We start from the raw sequence: 17,358 nt of genomic DNA, 5'->3' as shown, positions 1-17,358 counted from the left end.
AAAATGTATGTTGTATGCCCAGAGCATTTATCAGAAGCAATTGATGATTTTTTGGAAGTTTATGAACAATCCCCAGATATATATGAATTAGACAAAATATCTTTTACAGATTGGTCAAGTCCACATAATTGTGATTATTGTAATGAAGTACCTAAATATTTAGTAGTATAATAGACGAGGAAACCCTCGTCTATTCTTGTAAACAAAGGCATAAAAAACGTCACTAAATTTTCAAATTTGGAAAATATATAGAAACACTCGAAAATAGCATTACAAACTCGCTATGCTCAAACAGTGTAATGCTAATGATTTTCTCACTTATTCTATATTTTCACAAATTCTCAATAATTGTTCCTTATTTTTATGACTTTGTAAAAATGCAATTTGTTTGTAGTCTGAGACGAGGTAATCCTCGTCTATTTTAATGAAAAGGAGTAGATATATGAATATAACTATTATTGGAGTAGGAAAGGTTAAAGAGAAGTATTTTACAGGAGCTATTGATGAATATAAAAAAAGACTGAGTAGATATTGTAAAATAAATATTATAGAAGTATCTGATGAAAAGGCTCCAGAGAATTTAAGCGATAAGGAAATGGAGAATATAAAGGATATAGAGGGAGAGAAGATATTAAAAAATATAAAAGATGGTATGTATGTAATTTCTTTAGATATAAAGGGCAAGATGCTATCATCAGAAGAATTGGCAGAAAAAATAAATGGGTTAGGGGTATCTGGAAATAGTCATATTACATTTATCATAGGAGGATCATTAGGCTTATCCAAAGAAGTTTTAAAAAGATCAGATTATAGACTTTCTTTTTCACCTATGACTTTTCCTCATCAATTAATGAGAGTCATTTTACTTGAACAAGTATATAGAGGATTTAGGATTATAAAGGGCGAACCGTACCATAAATAAGTGAGATTTTTAGCCTTAAGCATTGAAATTACTTGGTTAGGGTTATTTTGCTGGTGAAAATACCGTATCACAAGTAATAAAATATAATAAGTTTAGCAGTAAATATTTACAAAATATGTTATAATTGAAGGAGCTTAAATAAATGTTAATCAAACTTTTAAGTATAAGGTAAATAGTAATTTGCCGACTGGTTTGAATTTACTATTGTGTAAAAGTTAGATACATGCTATCATATTTAATAATTAAATAATACGATGCTTATTCTTATCCCCGGGTAAGAATATTACAAAGCACTGAGTCTCATTCCATTAGGGCCTTTTTAAGGAGGAATTAGATTCAGTGCTTTTATGTTTATTAGAGGAGTTTAAGTATTATATTAAGACATAATATTTAATGTAGATGGAGGTAATTTAATGAATTGGAAGATTAAAAAATTTAAGGAACTTAATGTCGAAGAAATATACAAAATTTTAGCATTAAGAAATGAAGTATTTATTGTGGAGCAGGAGTGTGCATATCTTGACTGTGATAATAAAGATTTAAATTCGTATCATTTATTTTCTGAAGAAAATGGAGAAGTAGTTGCATACTTAAGAATTTTGGAAAAGGGGGTTTCTTACGATGAAATATCAATAGGAAGAGTAGCCGCTAAGAAAAATTATCGTGGTAAAGGAATTTCAAGAGGAATGATGTTAAAAGCCATTGAGTTTGTAGAAAATAATTTAAATGAAGATACTATTAAAATTCAAGCACAAGCATATTTACTTAATTTTTATAGTAGTCTTGGCTTTAAAGCAGTTTCGGAAGAATATCTAGAGGATAATATTCCACATATAGATATGTTATATAAAAAATAAATATAAAAAATTTGTTATAGTTGGTTTGGTGTTAGTATAGTTTTATGGACACAAATTGATTAAATCTATAAAATAATAACTGAGAGGATGTGTCCATAATAAGCAATAAAAAATTCAATCAAGATTTTAAAAAAACAATTGTAGATCTTTATCATTCTGGTCGTTCTGTAAAAGAATTAAGCAGCGAATATGGTGTTTCAGATGTCACTATATATAAATGGATCAAAAGATTTTCCCCTATATTAATATCCGATGGAAAAACTACCACATTAGACGATATGGAAGAATTGAAAAAACAAATAGCACGCCTTCAAGAGGAGAATACCATCTTAAAAAAGGCTATCACCATATTCGCCAAACCATAAATGACGATCAATTATTTAAAGTTATTACAGACCAGTCAGATGAACATTCTATACAGGCTATGTGTAAAATACTAGAAGTTTCTCGTAGCTCTTATTATCATGCACTTTGTCATACTCCTTCTAATCGAGAAATTGAAAATAGAGAACTAAAAAAAGAAATTTATAACATCTATACTCAATCTAAAAGAAGATATGGTGCGCCTAAAATACATCATATGCTTTTAGAAAAAGGATACACAGCTAGCGTAAAAAGAGTACAGAGAATGATGCAAAAGCTTGGTATTCACGCTATTACAGTCAAAAAGTATAGACCTTATTCAACCAAACAGAAAGTCATAGAATATCCTAATCTACTTAATCGTGATTTTAAAACCACTGCACTCAATCAAAAATGGGTAACGGATATTACCTATATACATACGATAAAAGACGGATGGTGCTACCTTGCATCTGTTATGGACCTTCATTCTCGTAAAATAATAGGGTATTCTTTTGATACTTCTATGACTGTAGATATAGCCTTACAGGCTGTAAAGAATGCTTATGCTTCTCAGCATCCTACGGATACACTTGTATTACATTCCGATTTAGGCTCGCAAGTGCGACAAGAAGTCGCGTAATATATTGTCGAAAGACTACCCTATCCATTCGGGGTAACTCTATCGTGACTAGCGTGGATAGTAATATTTAGGTTAGAAAGCTCACGAGACAATGTGGAAGTTCTAGTAGCCTAAAACTGGGACAACTGCTAGAGTAAGAATGCTATGGGGAACATAAAGTGAATCACTGTAGGAATCGTTACGAGGAAGAAGCGAAATAGGCTGAAACGCTTTGACCAAAAGGTAAGGAGTCGAGCAAAGGCGATCTGTCAAACCAATGCGAATGGATAAAGAACTCCCGGTTTAAAGGTGACTCCTAAGGCATTCATAATTATGTATTACGTGGAACTTGGTAAACCCTATATGTTCCTCATAAAAGAGGTATTTATCCGCAAGGGGACGAAAAGATATAGAGGGCAGAAGAAAAGGATAAAAAGCGAACGCCGATCATGTAATATAGTCGGATAGGGGTTCAAAATTTGGCCTAACCTGAAAGGGTGCAGACTTATCCAACGGTATTTCTTGGCAGGAAAGGATTGTAAACCTATGAATTCTAGTAACTCAACGACGGATAAAACCGAGAGTCTAAAAGACACAAAATCACTTGCCAATCAGTGGGAATCTATTGATTGGGTTACAATTGAAAAAGGTGTTAATAGGTTACAAACCCGAATTGCTAAGGCAACGTCAAACGGTGATGTTAACAAAGCCAAAAGGATACAATATTTATTAACTCACTCTTTTTCTGCTAAAGCCTATGCTGTAAGAAAAGTGACCACAAATAAAGGAAAAAATACATCAGGTGTAGACAAAAAACTATGGTCAACATCTGCATCAAAAATGAAAGCTGTACTTTCACTTACTGATAAACACTATAGAGCAAAGCCACTTAAGCGTGTATATATAGCAAAGAAAGGCAAAAACAAGAAACGTCCATTAGGAATCCCAACCATGTATGACAGAGCCATGCAGACACTATATGCTTTGGCACTTGAACCCATTGCTGAAACTAAAGCAGATACCATTTCTTTTGGTTTCCGACGAGGAAGAAGCGCAAAAGATGCGTGTGAACAAATATTTTCTGTACTTGCCAGAAAGTGTTCACCAACATGGATACTTGAGGGAGATATTAAAGGTTGCTTTGATAACATCAATCACGAATGGCTACAAACTAACATACCAATGGACAAAAGAATCATGAAACAATTCCTAAAATCAGGTTTCAAATATGAAGGTAAGCTATTCTCAACAGAAACAGGTTCACCACAAGGCGGAGCCATCTCTAGTCTTTATGCAAACATGACATTAGATGGACTTGAAAAAGTAATTCAAGATAAATACCATCGAAATTCTAAAGGTAACATAGAAAATCATTATCGTGCTAAGACAAAAGTAAATTTAGTCCGATATGCTGATGACTTTATTATCACAGCCAATTCAAAAGAAATAGCAGAAGAACTCAAAGATATTGTCAGCAGTTTTCTAAAATCTCGTGGATTAATGTTATCTGAAGAAAAGACTTTAATCACGCATATTGATGAAGGATTCGACTTTCTTGGGTGGACATTCCGCAAATTCAAAGGAAAGCTGATTGTCAAACCTTCTAAAAGTTCCATCAAAAGCTTGATTAATATCATACTCAAAGAAGGAAAAGCAAGTACGCAATCAGATTTGATACGAAGGTTAAATCAAGTGATTAGGGGTTGGACTAACTACCACAAACACGTTGTAGCAAGTCAAGTATTTTCATACATCAACAACACACTCTATCACTTACTACATCAGTGGGCTAAGCATCGCCACCCAAACAAGAACAAATGGTGGAGATTGAACAAATACTGGCATGAAAAGGATAGCAAACCATGGGTATTCACAACAAATGACTATACTCTCATAAACCTTAGGAGAATAAACATTGTCAGACACCCAAAGTTACAAATCTCAAAAAATCCTTTCTTAAATAAAAAGTACTTTTATCAAAGAAAGATAAAACTTCACATGACTGTTGCTGCCTGAAAAGGTGAAGAAATGCTTGAGCCGTATGAGTTGGAAACTCTCACGTACGGTTCTTAGACGAGGGAAAGGGAGCAATCCCTTTTCTTTAGTCGATTACACAAGCATGGAATTTGGGAGTTACCTGAAATCTAAGGGGATACAGCATTCCTTTAGTCGTAAAGGATGCCCTTATGACAATGCTCCTATTGAATCATTCCACTCCGTATTAAAAAAAGAAGAAATTCATCATGTGAAATATATAGATTTTCATACCGCTAAATTAGCCATATTTGAATACATTGAAGGTTGGTACAATAGAAAGCGTATTCATGGATCATTAAAATATAAAACCCCTCAACAAGTAGAAGATGAGGCTAAAATTGCATGTTAAAAACTAACTTTTTGTTGTCCAAAATATTGACATAGATCCAATAAATATGTTTGTTCTAATGCTTTAATAAAGGGAGTTCGTTATATTCCTGATATACATATGCTAAAAAAAGAAGCCATCAAAGATAGTTTAATTATAATAGATGAAGCCTCAATAGAGTATAATAATCGAATGATGAAGATGCATCATAATGAAATACAATATTTTAAGCTTCATCGTCATTATGTGTCAGATAAAAAATATTCTAATGATATAATTGTAATTTCTCAAAGTTGGGAAGATATTGACATTACATTAAGAAGATTATATTCGAAAATGTATTTATTAAATAAACTTCCATTTGGTTTTACAATGATAAGGGAGATTGTAAAAAAGATTTCGTGTGATGACGAAAAGGGCGACATTATAGAAAAGTATAAATTCTATGGATTACCTAAATTTTTTTATCGTCCTTTGTATTATAATATGTTTGATAGTTTTTGGATACCCGAAGATATACCTATTAAAGATGTGGAAGATTTTGAGGAATTAGAAGTTTTAAAACCTAAAACTATTAAGGATAGATTGTTATTGTTTAGCTTATTTATTAAAGAAAAGTATAATGCTATTCAGAAAAAAGTTAAAAGTAGGAATGTATTGCTTGATAAAATGAAAAAAGGCTACTAGAAAGTAGTCTTTTTTATGTAAGTTATTTAGTATCATTTTCTTGTTCTAATTCTTCAATCAATAGTTTTTTAACATCAGTTATATGTTGGCGAAAATAATTGTTTTGAGAAGCTTCAAAAGCTAAAATTTTTTTTAATTTTTTTTCAAGAGCTTGTAGAAGATTTTTATTTTTAATTACATAAAGTTTATTATCAAAGCCCTGATATTCCCGTTCGATATATCTATCAGTTATAGGTATAACATCACTAATAAAAAAAATTGATTTGATAGTAGTTTTACCAACGTGATAAAAACATGATCTTAAATCATCATCGGGATAAGACATATATTTATTAATTCTTTGTTGGCCTCGTGGATTTCTATGTTTCCAATTACCCACTGGAATTGCCCAATAAAGACCAGCTTTTTCAGTTGACTCTATTAAACAAACAATAGGTCTTTCTTTTGAATCATTCCATTTCCCACCTGCATCTCTAATTTTCTGGTAAATATCATTTTTCCCAAAATACATAGCATTTTCTTTCATAGCATCACCTTATCTGAAAAAAAGAAAGTCCTAATGATAATCATTGGGACTTTCTTACAATGTTTCTTTGTCGCACATTGTTAAGCGTATTTGTATCAACAATGTTTCTTTGTCGCACATCGTGAAGCGCATTTGTATCAACAATGTTTCTTTGTCGCACATTGTGAAGCGTTTTTGTTACTTCCATTATAGCATATTATTAAGTTTTGTCAAATTGATTTCAGATAAGATAAATACCTATTTATCTAATAATAGTATATGTATCTTGTCATTAAAAGATACTAAAGAAAAAATTTTTTTTAAAAATTTTATTAAGTTGATTTAAGCTTTTAAAGCAACTATTATTTTGTAATAAACTGTGAAATGCTGAACCGTACCATAAGTAAGTGAGGTTTATAACCTTAGGCATTGATATAATTTGTCTAAGGTTATTTTTTATTTACAAACCTTTCATTAACTGTAAGTTTTATGTGTGATTATTATTTTATATAATAAACTCAAAGAAATAATTAATAAATTTTTTCGTTAGTGATTATGAAAGGGTGGAAATAAAGAATGGTGGATAAGATATTAGAGGTAGAATCTTTACGTAAATATTATGGAAAAAAGGATAATATTACGAAGGCCATAGATGGTATTAGTTTTAAAATTGTAGCTGGAGAGTTTGTTGGTATCATGGGAAGTAGTGGTTCTGGAAAAACAACGTTATTAAATTGTATTGCAACAACAACTAGTCCAACAGAAGGGAAAATTCTTTTAAAGGGTGAAGATATAGAGCGGTTTAAAGGAAAGAAACTAGCTGAGTATAGAGGAAATCGCATAGGATATTTATTTCAAAATTTTGAGCTTATTGACAATCTAACTGCGAGAGAAAACATTATGTTACCTATTGCAATTCATAATATGATGGGAAAAGATGATGAAAAAAGAATTGATGAACTTGTAAAATATCTAGAGATTGAAGGGGTAATGAAAAAGTTTCCATCTGAAATGTCTGGTGGACAAAAACAGCGTGTGGCAGCTGCTAGAGCATTAATTCTAAATCCAGAAATAGTTCTTGCAGATGAACCAACTGGGGCTTTAGATTCTAAGAATGCAAAGTTATTAATGAAAAAACTATCAGGATTAAATGAAGAGAAAAAGGCAACTATTTTAATGGTTACTCATGATCCAAATGCAGCAAGTTACTGTTCAAGAATTTTATTTATTCAAGATGGAGTAGTTTTCCATGAACTTAGAAGAAGAGCTCCAGAGGAATCTCAACAAGCCTTTTATGAAAGGATAATTTCAATAATGGCGCAATTGGGAGGAGGCAGTGCCAATGTTCTTTAATTTAGTTAGGAAAAACAGTAAAAGAAATAGGAAACAAAATGGGCTGTTTTTTGTATCATTGATTGTGTCTATAATAGCATTTTATATTATTTTATCATTAGAAAATCAAGATGTAATAATATTTTTAAAAACAATGGAAAGTGATGCAGTTAATCGTCTGTTATTGCTAACTCCTGTACTATACTTAGTTTCATTGTTTATTTTATTCTTTTTGGTGTACTTTGCAGGAAAGTATCAACTTGAGAGAAGAAGTCATGAACTTGGAATGTATTTGATGCTTGGTATGCGTCGTAGAAGGTTATTTCTTATGCTTTTGGTAGAAGAGATATGGAATATTATCATATCTCTTATCATTGGAATTCCTATAGCTATTTTTATATCAGAGATGATTAGCATGATTACAGCCAAAGTTGTTGGACTTGGTATTATAGGACATAATTCTTCATTTTCTATTTGGGCAGTATTATGGACTATAGTTGGCTATTTTCTTATTAGATTAGTATCATTATTAATATTAAGTGTAAATATTTCAAAAAAAGAGATAATGACACTACTATCAGAATCCCAAGATAAGAAACATAAGGGTCACAATAGAGTTTTTACAATAATAAAGTTAGTATTAGGTATTATTTTATTGGCTATTGCTTATGGATTGGCTATTAAGGGAGAGGCATGGACCTCTATTGAGGTTATGAGTATTACAGTTGTTATAGGTCTTTGTGGTACATTTCTTTTATTTAACAGTATTGCAATATTATTTGAAACTATTCTTAAAAATATGAAGAATAAAAATGGTTTAGAAGTATTTACATTTAGACAATTACAGGAGAATGTATTTTTAAAATCAAATTCTCTTGCAGTTTCATCACTATTAGTTTTGATAGCACTGTGTTGTTTTGGGTATGGTGTTTCAGTAAGTTTTAATTCTCATTCCAAAAGTCAGAATGTGTTGCATTATACATTTGAAGGTGAAGAACAACATATCAAATCAGAACTGAGTAAAATACAAATGAAAGATTATATGAATGAAATATTTGATGTTAGGGTAGGTAGATTAAAAAGTAATTTTTCTGCTAAAAATTTAATTGAAGCTGTAAAGAAGCAAAAAGCTTCTAATGATAAGGAGATTCTATTAAATAATTTACAGTATTTTGATTATCCAATGTTAATTTCTTTATCAGGGTATAATCATATTCTGAGATTGGAAGGTAAGGATACACTACATCTTGATCATGATCAAGTAGCTTTATATAATGGCCTAGAGTTTTCATATAGAAATACAGCGGAGATATTGAGAAGTGCACTTAATGAAAAGGTAAAGATAGAAATTGATAATGAGGAATATGAGCTTGTAGAGCAACTTTGCCAAGATAACATAGTTACTGACCGTTCAATAAATATTATGTATGCATTAATCGTTTCAGATGATGTGTTTCAACATATTGCAAAGGTAGAATCAGATAATTATTATTGGAATGCAACGCTAAAAGATGATTTTGTGAAAAAGAATGGATTAATTCAAGCAATTATGCATGTAAACAAATTGCTTACTAAGACAGATCTAAGTTATGAAAGTTATCTACAAAATATAGGAAGACAATTATTTTATACAGTGGCAGGTAGTTATACAACAATTTATCTTGCAATTATTTTCTTAATTATTTCTAATACGGTTATAGGAGTTCAATTCTTAATGCAACAACAAAAGACACGAAGATATTATAAGACTATAATTCGTCTTGGTTGTGATTATGAAGATTTATGTAAGTCAGCTAGAAAACAAATAAGATGGTATTTTTTATTACCGATGGTAATTGCAGCAATTGGAAGTATATTTGGGATTAGAGCATTATTTACAGGAGTTGCAAGTACAGATATGCAATCAAACATTGATACATTAATGATATTTTCAATAATTGTAATTTTAATATTTTGTGTGATAGAATTTTGTTATATAAGTGCCGTAATGAGGATGAGTGACAAACAAATACATGGATTAATGGATGTGAAAAGAGAAGATAGCTAAAATCAACATGGTGCCCAAATAGCATCAATAATTAAAATAAAAGGAGGGGGATTCCAATAAAAAAGATTGTCATAGTTGAGGATGAATTATTTATGAGGGAAGAGCTAGTATGTATATTGGAGAAATGTGGATATGATACTTATTGTATTACCAACTTTAATAATGTAGCTAAAGAAATTTTAAAGCAATCCTCTGATCTTGTGTTGTTAGATTTAAATTTGCCAGGCATAACTGGGTTTGAAATATGCAAAGCCATTAGGATGAAAAGTACTGCTCCTATACTGGTATTGACGAGTCGTGATCAGTTAAAAGATGAGTTACATGCTTTAGGCTTAGGAGCAGATGAATACCTTACAAAGCCATGCAATAAAGATAGATTAATAGCTAGAATTTCTAATTTGCTTCGTAGATATGAAGACAGAAATCATTTTGTTGAAATAAAAGGAGTAAAACTTGACTTACAAACTTATACAATGTATGCCAATGAGAAATCAATTGTACTCACTGAAAATCAAGGAAAAATAATGGAACTTCTTTTATTAAATGCAGGCAATATTGTTGAAAAAGATATGCTATTTGAGAAAATATGGGGTACTAAAGAATACATTGATGAAAATGCATTGCAGGTTAATATGACAAGATTAAAAAAAACAATTAAAAGTTTAAATATGAAGTATGAAATTGTAACAGTTAGAGGCAAAGGGTACAAGCTTATAGCAATTGAGGCAAAAGAAAATGATTAGAAAGTTAGTTAGTGTCTTTTTAAAATATAAAATATGGATTATTATAATTATGCTTTTTAATGTTATGTTTGGTGTTTTTCTTTGGCTCATGGATTCTAATAGTTTCACTTATATCTTTCCAACTCTTATGATTGGATCCATTCTATTATATTGTTTATTTGGTTTTGTAGTTTATGGTATAGATCAAAGAAAAAAAGAAGCAATTATAGATTTTATACAAAATCCAGACTTAAATAAAGAAGAAGTATGCCTTAGTATTATTGATGATGAGGAAAAAGAGATGATCCATTTAATTGGAGCAAAGCTTCGTGAAAAGGAGGAACTAATTAAAAAGCAAGAGTTAAACCTAAAAGAGTATGAAGAATACATAGAAATATGGGCACATGAGATAAAAACACCATTAGCATTAATGACCTTTGTTCTTGATAATAGAAAGGAAGAGATTTCACTTCAAATCTATCAGAGGTTAGAATATGCGAGAACTAAAATGCAAGAAGATATTGAAAGAGTTCTATATTATGCAAGAGTAAAATCAGAACATTTAGATTATATTTTTACTGAAATATCACTTGATGAAATTTGTAAAGATGTTATTGATGAATATAAAAGCTTAATAGAAGAACAAAAAATTACTATTAAAAATGTTGTAGAAAATATTAAGGTATTTTCAGATAAAAAAGGATTATCTTTTGTGTTAAGACAAGTTTTGAGTAATTGTATAAAATATAGAGCTAGAGAAGAAGTAAGTTCATTTATAACGTTATCTACTAACATTGATAAGAAAAGTAGAAATATAATACTTATAATTAGAGATAATGGCATAGGAGTTAAACCTTATGATTTACCATTTTTATTTGATAAGGGATTTACAGGGGATACTGGTATGCATAGAAAACAATCTACTGGAATGGGACTCTATTTAGCAAAGCAGGTGTCTGATAGCTTAAAGATTAAGATAGAAGTTTCAGAAGAATATAAAGATGGTTTTAAAATATCTTTATTATTTCCTATAATAAAACCTGATTTGTAACTGTTACGAAGAACTGTATCATAAGTAGATGTGGTTTATAACCTTAGGCATTGATATAACTTGTCTAAGGTTATTTTTATTCGTGAAAAAACTGTATCATAAGCGAAGTTTTATTTATAGAATATGTTGTAATCAAGAGGTAATTCTGGAAGTAATACATTAAGCTTAAATATTGCAATATAAATATGATTGCATAGTATAAAAGTAAATCTGTACTTCAACACTATCTTGTAGTACAATATAGTAAAGGTAACTTGCACAACAAGATAGTTAGGAGGCGCATATTTTGGGGGATAAATCTCAATTTTTCAGGGGAACATTGGAAGGCTGCATTCTTAAGATTATTAAGGACGATGAGGTTTATGGATATGAAATTGCTGAAAAGCTGAAAGGGTTTGGATTAGATGAAGTTAGTGAAGGTACTATTTATCCATTGTTGCTACGTCTTGAAAAAAATGGATTAGTTAATTCAGAAAAGAAAGAATCAGCATTTGGACCTAAAAGGAAATATTACAAATTGACCATTTTAGGAAAAAAAGAATTAACAGAGTTTTTTAAAATTTGGCAAGAACTTAAAAATAGTGTGGATAGAATATTTGAGAATTATGGAGGAGATATTTATGAGTAGCATTACTCAAAGAAGAAAAGATAATAATAAGATAAGTGAAAATTTAACTGAAGAAAACCTTAAAATTTATACAGATTTTGTTTGCTATTTACGAGTGAGTGACTTAAGAGAAGAAGAACAGGAAGAGATTATAAGTGATGTATTACTAATGTTCTTAGAGTGGCAACAAGAAGGAAAGTCAATAGAAAATATGGTTGGTGGAAATTTGAAAAAGTTTGCGGATGATACTATAGCTGCAGTAAATCCACATAAAACTATGGTTGAAAAAATTAAAGAAAACTTAGCAATTATAATAGAATGTTTCTGTATTATGCTTACAATAGACTTTGTTTTCCTATACTTGCACAAGGTGGTAAAAGGCAATATAAGTATAAGTTATGATTATGATTTATCAATGTTTTTTAGAGGAGTAATATTTGCAGGATTAGCATATTGTTTCATAAACTATATTGGTAAAAATAGCTTTGAACTTAGTAGAAAAGGAAAATACTCAAAGTTGACTAATTTTATTTTTGGTGCAGGCATAGCTGGACTAATAATATTTACGATACTAATGTCAAAAGTATTAAGTGGTATAGTGATAGTTTCGTTAAATGTAATTTATGTAGTTGTAATAATAGGAGTATATTGGATTTATAAAGGTATACGTAAATTTGGTGGTCAAAAAGTAGAAAGAAGCACTTGCAAGTGATACGGAGAAACGTACCATAAGTGGATGTGGTTTTCACTAAATTTATATGATACATGGTTAGAAGATAAATGGTATTAATTAGTAAAAAATTAATGGGGGTAGTGGGGTAAATTGACACAAGTAACTAAAGTGATATAATTTAGAATAAAAAGGAAGGTGGATTGCAATGTTATTATCTATAGTAGTTAGCTCCATGCAAAGATTGTAGTATATGAAAAACTTTTGCTTGGAGCCAATATATGAATATTGAGTTTTTCATATTTTAGTCAATCTTTGCATCTTCATTTATATAATTGATAAATGTAGATTGGAGCGAAGAATTATGAAATATGAAAAAGCACAAAATATATTGCCAGATGGTATAATTGAGATGATTCAAAATTATATTGATGGTGGATATATTTATATACCTAAAAAAAATGAAAATAAAAAGTCTTGGGGAGAAAATACTGAAACTAAAAGATATCTTAAAGTAAGGGATAAAGAGATATTTAATAAATATTCTTCAGGAGCTTCTGTTAAAATATTAGCTGAAGAGTATTTTCTAACGGAAGGTAGTATTAGACGAATAATAAGAAATCAGAAAAGTTATGGTTAATATAAAAGGCATGTTTTTCACATTTATTACGATGAAAAACATGCCTTAATTTTTTAGCCTAAGTTTATGATCATTTTAATATTTTGTAGATATTATTTATTTTAACAACATCTCCTGTGATCACAAACAGTACAGATTTATCTATGAACTTGGACTTGAGCCTTTGTGGTGGTATCATTCAATTAGAGGATACAAGGAGGTGTAAAGTTTGAGCATTTTAACAGTTGAAAACATGAGTCATTCATTTGGAGATAGAATATTATTTAAAAATGTATCCTTTAGACTATTAAAAGGAGAGCATATTGGTCTTGTTGGAGCTAATGGTGAAGGTAAGTCGACCTTTATGAAAATTATTATAAATGAAATTTTAGCTGATAAAGGAACTATTGATTGGAATAGTAAATTCAGCATTGGATATATGGATCAATTGGTTGAATTAAAAGAAGGAATTACTGTATTCAATTTTTTAAAAAAGGCATTTATAAAGTTATTTGATATAGAGCATAAAATTAATGATTTATATAATCACCTTGGCAATATGGATGAAGCGAGAATGGATAAAACGTTAAACCAAATTGCAACTATGCAGGAGATTTTGGATAAGAATGATTTTTACAGTATTAACTCTAAAATACAAGCAACTGTAGTTGGACTTGGGATTAAAGAACTTTTAGATAGGGATGTTTCAGCTTTAAGTGGAGGACAAAGAACTAAAATTTTACTTGCAAAACTACTTTTAGAGAAACCAGATATTTTACTACTAGATGAGCCAACTAACTATTTAGATGAAGAACACATAGAATGGCTTAAAAGTTATTTAATAAATTATGAAGGTGCATTTATATTAATATCACATGATAATAGTTTTTTAAATAGTGTAGTGAATGTGGTGTATCATCTAGAGCACAAAACTTTAACAAGATATGCGGGAAACTATGATTATTTTGTTAAACTTTATGAAGTACGAAAAGAGCAAAGGTTCATTGAATATAAAGAGCAGCAAAACGAGATTGCAAAGCTTGAAGAGTATATAAGAAAAAATAAGGCAAGAGCTTCGACTGCAAAACAAGCTAAATCAAGAGAAAAAAAGCTTGATAAAATTGAAAAAATAGAAATCAAAAAAGAAATTATAAAACCATATTTTAATTTTAAAAGTGTGAGAATGCCAGAAAATATAATTTTCAATGCCAGCAATTTAATTATTGGGTATAACACACCATTAAGCAAACCTCTAAATTTAAAAATGAAAAGAGGACAAAAAATTGCAATAACAGGTGCTAATGGGGTAGGTAAAACTACTTTAATCAAAACTTTACTTGGACTTTTAAAACCTATAAATGGTGAGGTGATTTTAAGCGATTATAAAAAGATAGGATATTTTGAACAGGAAATTATAGAAGATAATGCCAGTTCAGTTTTATATGATGTTTGGAATGAGTTCCCTGATTTAACTCAAACAGAAGTAAGGAGTAGTCTTGCTAAATGTGGGTTAACAAGGCAGCATATAGACAGTCCTATTAATATATTAAGCGGAGGAGAGCAGGCTAAGGTTAGACTGTGTAAGTTAATCAATAAACCTAGCAATGTATTAGTTTTAGATGAACCTACAAACCACTTAGATATTTATGCAAAAAATGAGCTTAAGCGTGCTTTAAAAGAGTATGATGGTAGCATAATTTTAGTATGCCATGAGCGAAAGTTTTATAAAGATATTGCAACGGATATATGGAATTGTAAAGATTGGAGATGGTGTAGTGTGTAATATAAGGATGTAATAATTCTTATAAAAAATGCGTCCGCATGGACGCATTTTTTAATCTTTATAGTTTCATAATATTAAAATATAAATACTTGAATTTGATATATAATATTGAGTATGGCAGTAGCAAAAAAATATTGAATATGTACTTAGAATTTTTTCAAATTAGGAATCTTCTATATAAGAGCACAGTTTTAAAGAGGAGGTTTATTTGAAAAAATGAATATATAAGAACTAATGGTTGTAAAAATTTTGGTAGCGTGTTTTCCGATTATACAAGTGAGGTGAAGTGTTATGAAACGTTTAAAAGAAATTTTGATCAACAGTATCAAAGGGATTTCCTTAGCAGGATCTCGTTTTCCAATGACGGTAGTTAACTTATTGGCAGCGGCTTCTATCATTTTTAGATTGATTGCTATGGATGAGGTACCATCTGTGATGCTTCAAAAGTTGATTTTTACATTCGTAGTAGGTGCGGTTTTTGGCATGGTTGCACAATTTGCAGTTGAAAGATTTCACAAACTTTCTGGAAAGAGGGTTTTAGTATATGTAGTAGCATTGCTACTTCTTGTAGGTTATTTTCTGATTTTGTTGCCTGCACCTGAAATGAGTGCTGAGATCACAATAAGAAGTTTAGTGGCCGTTTTCGCCCTAGTTTGTATGCTACTATGGATTCCGCCCTATAAGTCTGAAGTGAACTTCAACTTAGTTGCTTTGATTCACTTTAAATCTATTTTTACTGCTGTACTCTATTCAGCAGTTCTTTCGGCAGGAATTGCAGCTATTGTTGGAACCATTGACATTTTGCTCTTTACAGTTAATAATGATACTTATGCGTATACTATGACAGTCATATGGGTGGTATTTGCGCCCGTCTACTATTTATCGCTTCTGCCGAGATTCAATTCAGAATCTGAAGCAGATCAAAGAATGATCAAACACGCCAGTAGTTATCCAAAATTCTTGGATATTCTGGTATCAAATATTGTAATTCCTTTGATTAGTGTATATACGTTGGTATTAATTGCTTATTTTATAAAGATACTTTCCACGCTTACGTGGCCGTCTGGGCAGGTTGGGCCAATGGTATTGATTTACTCTATAGCTGGTCTTTTAATTTTTGTACTATCAAGTTTACTCGAAAATCGATTTGTTTTATTCTATCGTAAGATATTCCCGAAAATCCTTATTCCTATTGTTATTATGCAGTTAATATCTGTTGGCATTCGTTTGAATACATATGGTGTAACGGAGTCGAGATACTATATTGCCATCTTTGGAGTATTCTCCATCATAGTGGGGGTGCTTTTAAGTTTTAGCACGGTTTCAAAAAATGGACGAATTGCTTTACTTGCTGCTATATTTGCGATCATTTCAATTATTCCTCCAGTGGATGCTTTTACTGTCTCTCGAAGGAGTCAAATTAATAGAATTCAATCCATCCTTGAAAATGAAGGGATGCTTATAGATGGCAAAATTATCAAGAAAGAGGATGCATCTGAATATACCAAACTTGAGACCACTAATATTTTGGATTATCTCGAAAGAAGTAGCTCGTTGGAGTATATAGACTGGCTACCAAAGAATTTTACAATCTATAATGATTTTACAGCAACTTTTGGATTTGAACCGACGTATTCTATCTATAAGAATGGAGATCAAAGATATATTAATGTTTTACTAGATACACAGCAACCTTTACCAGTTTCAGGATATGATGTTCTACTCAATACCTTTGTAGGCAGATATATGGATGAAAAAGAAATAAAAGACCTTAACTTTGAACTAAATGGTAAAAATTATCGATTGAAAGTGAATAGGATTTCAAATGATGAAGTGCGTGTTTCTATTTTGGATTCATTGGGTACTGAACTTGTTGGAACAGGTCTGAATGAATTTGCTAAAGGAATCATTGGAAAAACCAATGTAATGAAGGAAGTGTTACCGCCAAAAGAGATGAGTTTTGATGTCATAAAAAATGAGTATAAGTTAAAAATTATTTTTCAAAATATAAGTTATACATATGGAAGGGATTCTGATTCAGGTACTGATTATGCCATTTATGTTTTGTTTGCAACGTCTAAGTGAAAAAACTTATATTACACTGTATTAAAAATTTACCTTTGTATTAAGGATATTTTGTGTTTTAAACCATGGCAAAATAATCTTAAAAAGGATGATGTACGTTTATCCTTTTCAGTAAAACTGTTTTTTCAAAGGGAGTATGAGA

Annotated in this window: 17 protein-coding genes and 1 pseudogene; 17 read left to right on the top strand and 1 reads right to left on the bottom strand. The window is 30.4% G+C overall.

Annotation, left to right across the window (positions count from 1 at the left end):
• The first annotated feature begins 3 nt into the window (after nt 1–3).
• The 8 genes and pseudogenes from BN2409_RS16695 (at nt 4) to BN2409_RS02250 (ending at nt 5,795) form a co-directional block, all read left to right on the top strand.
• Complete coding sequence (locus BN2409_RS16695) at nt 4–171, top strand: CxxH/CxxC protein (RefSeq protein ID WP_110942901.1); 168 nt, start codon at nt 4–6, stop codon at nt 169–171.
• Between the two features lie 271 nt (nt 172–442).
• Nucleotides 443–922: a 23S rRNA (pseudouridine(1915)-N(3))-methyltransferase RlmH gene (gene rlmH / locus BN2409_RS02275; RefSeq protein WP_053955047.1), complete on the top strand. Its 480-nt coding sequence runs from the start codon at nt 443–445 to the stop codon at nt 920–922.
• A 413-nt stretch (nt 923–1,335) separates the two neighbouring features.
• A complete protein-coding gene (locus tag BN2409_RS02270) occupies nt 1,336–1,779 on the top strand; it encodes a GNAT family N-acetyltransferase (protein WP_053955046.1) in 444 nt (147 codons plus the stop codon).
• Between the two features lie 89 nt (nt 1,780–1,868).
• Complete coding sequence (locus BN2409_RS17795) at nt 1,869–2,144, top strand: transposase (RefSeq protein ID WP_110942900.1); 276 nt, start codon at nt 1,869–1,871, stop codon at nt 2,142–2,144.
• The gene (locus tag BN2409_RS02265; protein ID WP_422723677.1) at nt 2,027–2,764 is read left to right on the top strand and encodes an IS3 family transposase; all 738 of its coding nucleotides are present in this window, start codon (nt 2,027–2,029) and stop codon (nt 2,762–2,764) included. The genes BN2409_RS17795 and BN2409_RS02265 overlap by 118 nt, the downstream gene beginning before the upstream one ends.
• Nucleotides 2,765–3,289: 525 nt before the next feature.
• Nucleotides 3,290–4,759 (top strand): group II intron reverse transcriptase/maturase, encoded by a 1,470-nt coding sequence (gene ltrA, locus BN2409_RS02260; protein ID WP_053955044.1) that lies wholly within the window; start codon nt 3,290–3,292, stop codon nt 4,757–4,759.
• Between the two features lie 94 nt (nt 4,760–4,853).
• A pseudogene (locus tag BN2409_RS02255) lies at nt 4,854–5,129 on the top strand (integrase core domain-containing protein); the annotation flags it as partial.
• Between the two features lie 99 nt (nt 5,130–5,228).
• Nucleotides 5,229–5,795, top strand: coding sequence for a zonular occludens toxin domain-containing protein (locus tag BN2409_RS02250; protein WP_053955043.1), 567 nt, complete (start codon nt 5,229–5,231; stop codon nt 5,793–5,795).
• Nucleotides 5,796–5,817: 22 nt separating this feature from the next.
• Here BN2409_RS02250 and BN2409_RS02245 read toward each other — a convergent pair whose 3' ends face one another.
• Nucleotides 5,818–6,321 (bottom strand): hypothetical protein, encoded by a 504-nt coding sequence (locus tag BN2409_RS02245; protein WP_053955042.1) that lies wholly within the window; start codon nt 6,319–6,321, stop codon nt 5,818–5,820.
• Nucleotides 6,322–6,879: 558 nt separating this feature from the next.
• On the opposite strand from BN2409_RS02245, the gene BN2409_RS02240 reads away from it, so the two are divergent.
• The 9 genes from BN2409_RS02240 (at nt 6,880) to BN2409_RS02200 (ending at nt 17,216) form a co-directional block, all read left to right on the top strand.
• Nucleotides 6,880–7,653 (top strand): ABC transporter ATP-binding protein, encoded by a 774-nt coding sequence (locus tag BN2409_RS02240; protein ID WP_479691171.1) that lies wholly within the window; start codon nt 6,880–6,882, stop codon nt 7,651–7,653.
• A complete protein-coding gene (locus BN2409_RS02235; RefSeq protein ID WP_053955040.1) occupies nt 7,643–9,679 on the top strand; it encodes an FtsX-like permease family protein in 2,037 nt (678 codons plus the stop codon). Before BN2409_RS02240 ends, BN2409_RS02235 begins: the two co-directional genes overlap by 11 nt.
• 50 nt (nt 9,680–9,729) lie before the next feature.
• Entirely contained in the window at nt 9,730–10,422 is a 693-nt protein-coding gene (locus BN2409_RS02230) for a response regulator transcription factor (protein WP_330375363.1), read from the top strand.
• Complete coding sequence (locus BN2409_RS02225; RefSeq protein WP_053955038.1) at nt 10,415–11,452, top strand: sensor histidine kinase; 1,038 nt, start codon at nt 10,415–10,417, stop codon at nt 11,450–11,452. The genes BN2409_RS02230 and BN2409_RS02225 overlap by 8 nt, the downstream gene beginning before the upstream one ends.
• Before the next feature lie 286 nt (nt 11,453–11,738).
• On the top strand, nt 11,739–12,080 hold the full coding sequence (locus tag BN2409_RS02220; protein WP_053955037.1) for a PadR family transcriptional regulator: 342 nt from the start codon (nt 11,739–11,741) through the stop codon (nt 12,078–12,080).
• The gene (locus tag BN2409_RS02215) at nt 12,073–12,771 is read left to right on the top strand and encodes a DUF1129 domain-containing protein (protein WP_053955036.1); all 699 of its coding nucleotides are present in this window, start codon (nt 12,073–12,075) and stop codon (nt 12,769–12,771) included. The genes BN2409_RS02220 and BN2409_RS02215 overlap by 8 nt, the downstream gene beginning before the upstream one ends.
• A gap of 322 nt (nt 12,772–13,093) precedes the next feature.
• Nucleotides 13,094–13,369 (top strand): CD3324 family protein, encoded by a 276-nt coding sequence (locus BN2409_RS02210; RefSeq protein ID WP_014519185.1) that lies wholly within the window; start codon nt 13,094–13,096, stop codon nt 13,367–13,369.
• Between the two features lie 208 nt (nt 13,370–13,577).
• Nucleotides 13,578–15,131 (top strand): ABC-F family ATP-binding cassette domain-containing protein, encoded by a 1,554-nt coding sequence (locus BN2409_RS02205; RefSeq protein WP_053955035.1) that lies wholly within the window; start codon nt 13,578–13,580, stop codon nt 15,129–15,131.
• A 291-nt stretch (nt 15,132–15,422) separates the two neighbouring features.
• Nucleotides 15,423–17,216, top strand: a complete 1,794-nt coding sequence (locus tag BN2409_RS02200; protein WP_053955034.1) for a DUF4153 domain-containing protein — start codon at nt 15,423–15,425, stop codon at nt 17,214–17,216.
• Nucleotides 17,217–17,358 lie beyond the last annotated feature (142 nt).

This window comes from Inediibacterium massiliense, assembly GCF_001282725.1.
Taxonomy (GTDB): Bacteria; Bacillota; Clostridia; order Peptostreptococcales; family Thermotaleaceae; genus Anaerophilus; species Anaerophilus massiliensis.
Note: the sequence above shows the minus strand (reverse complement) of the source record. Positions and strands in the feature narration are given on the sequence as shown.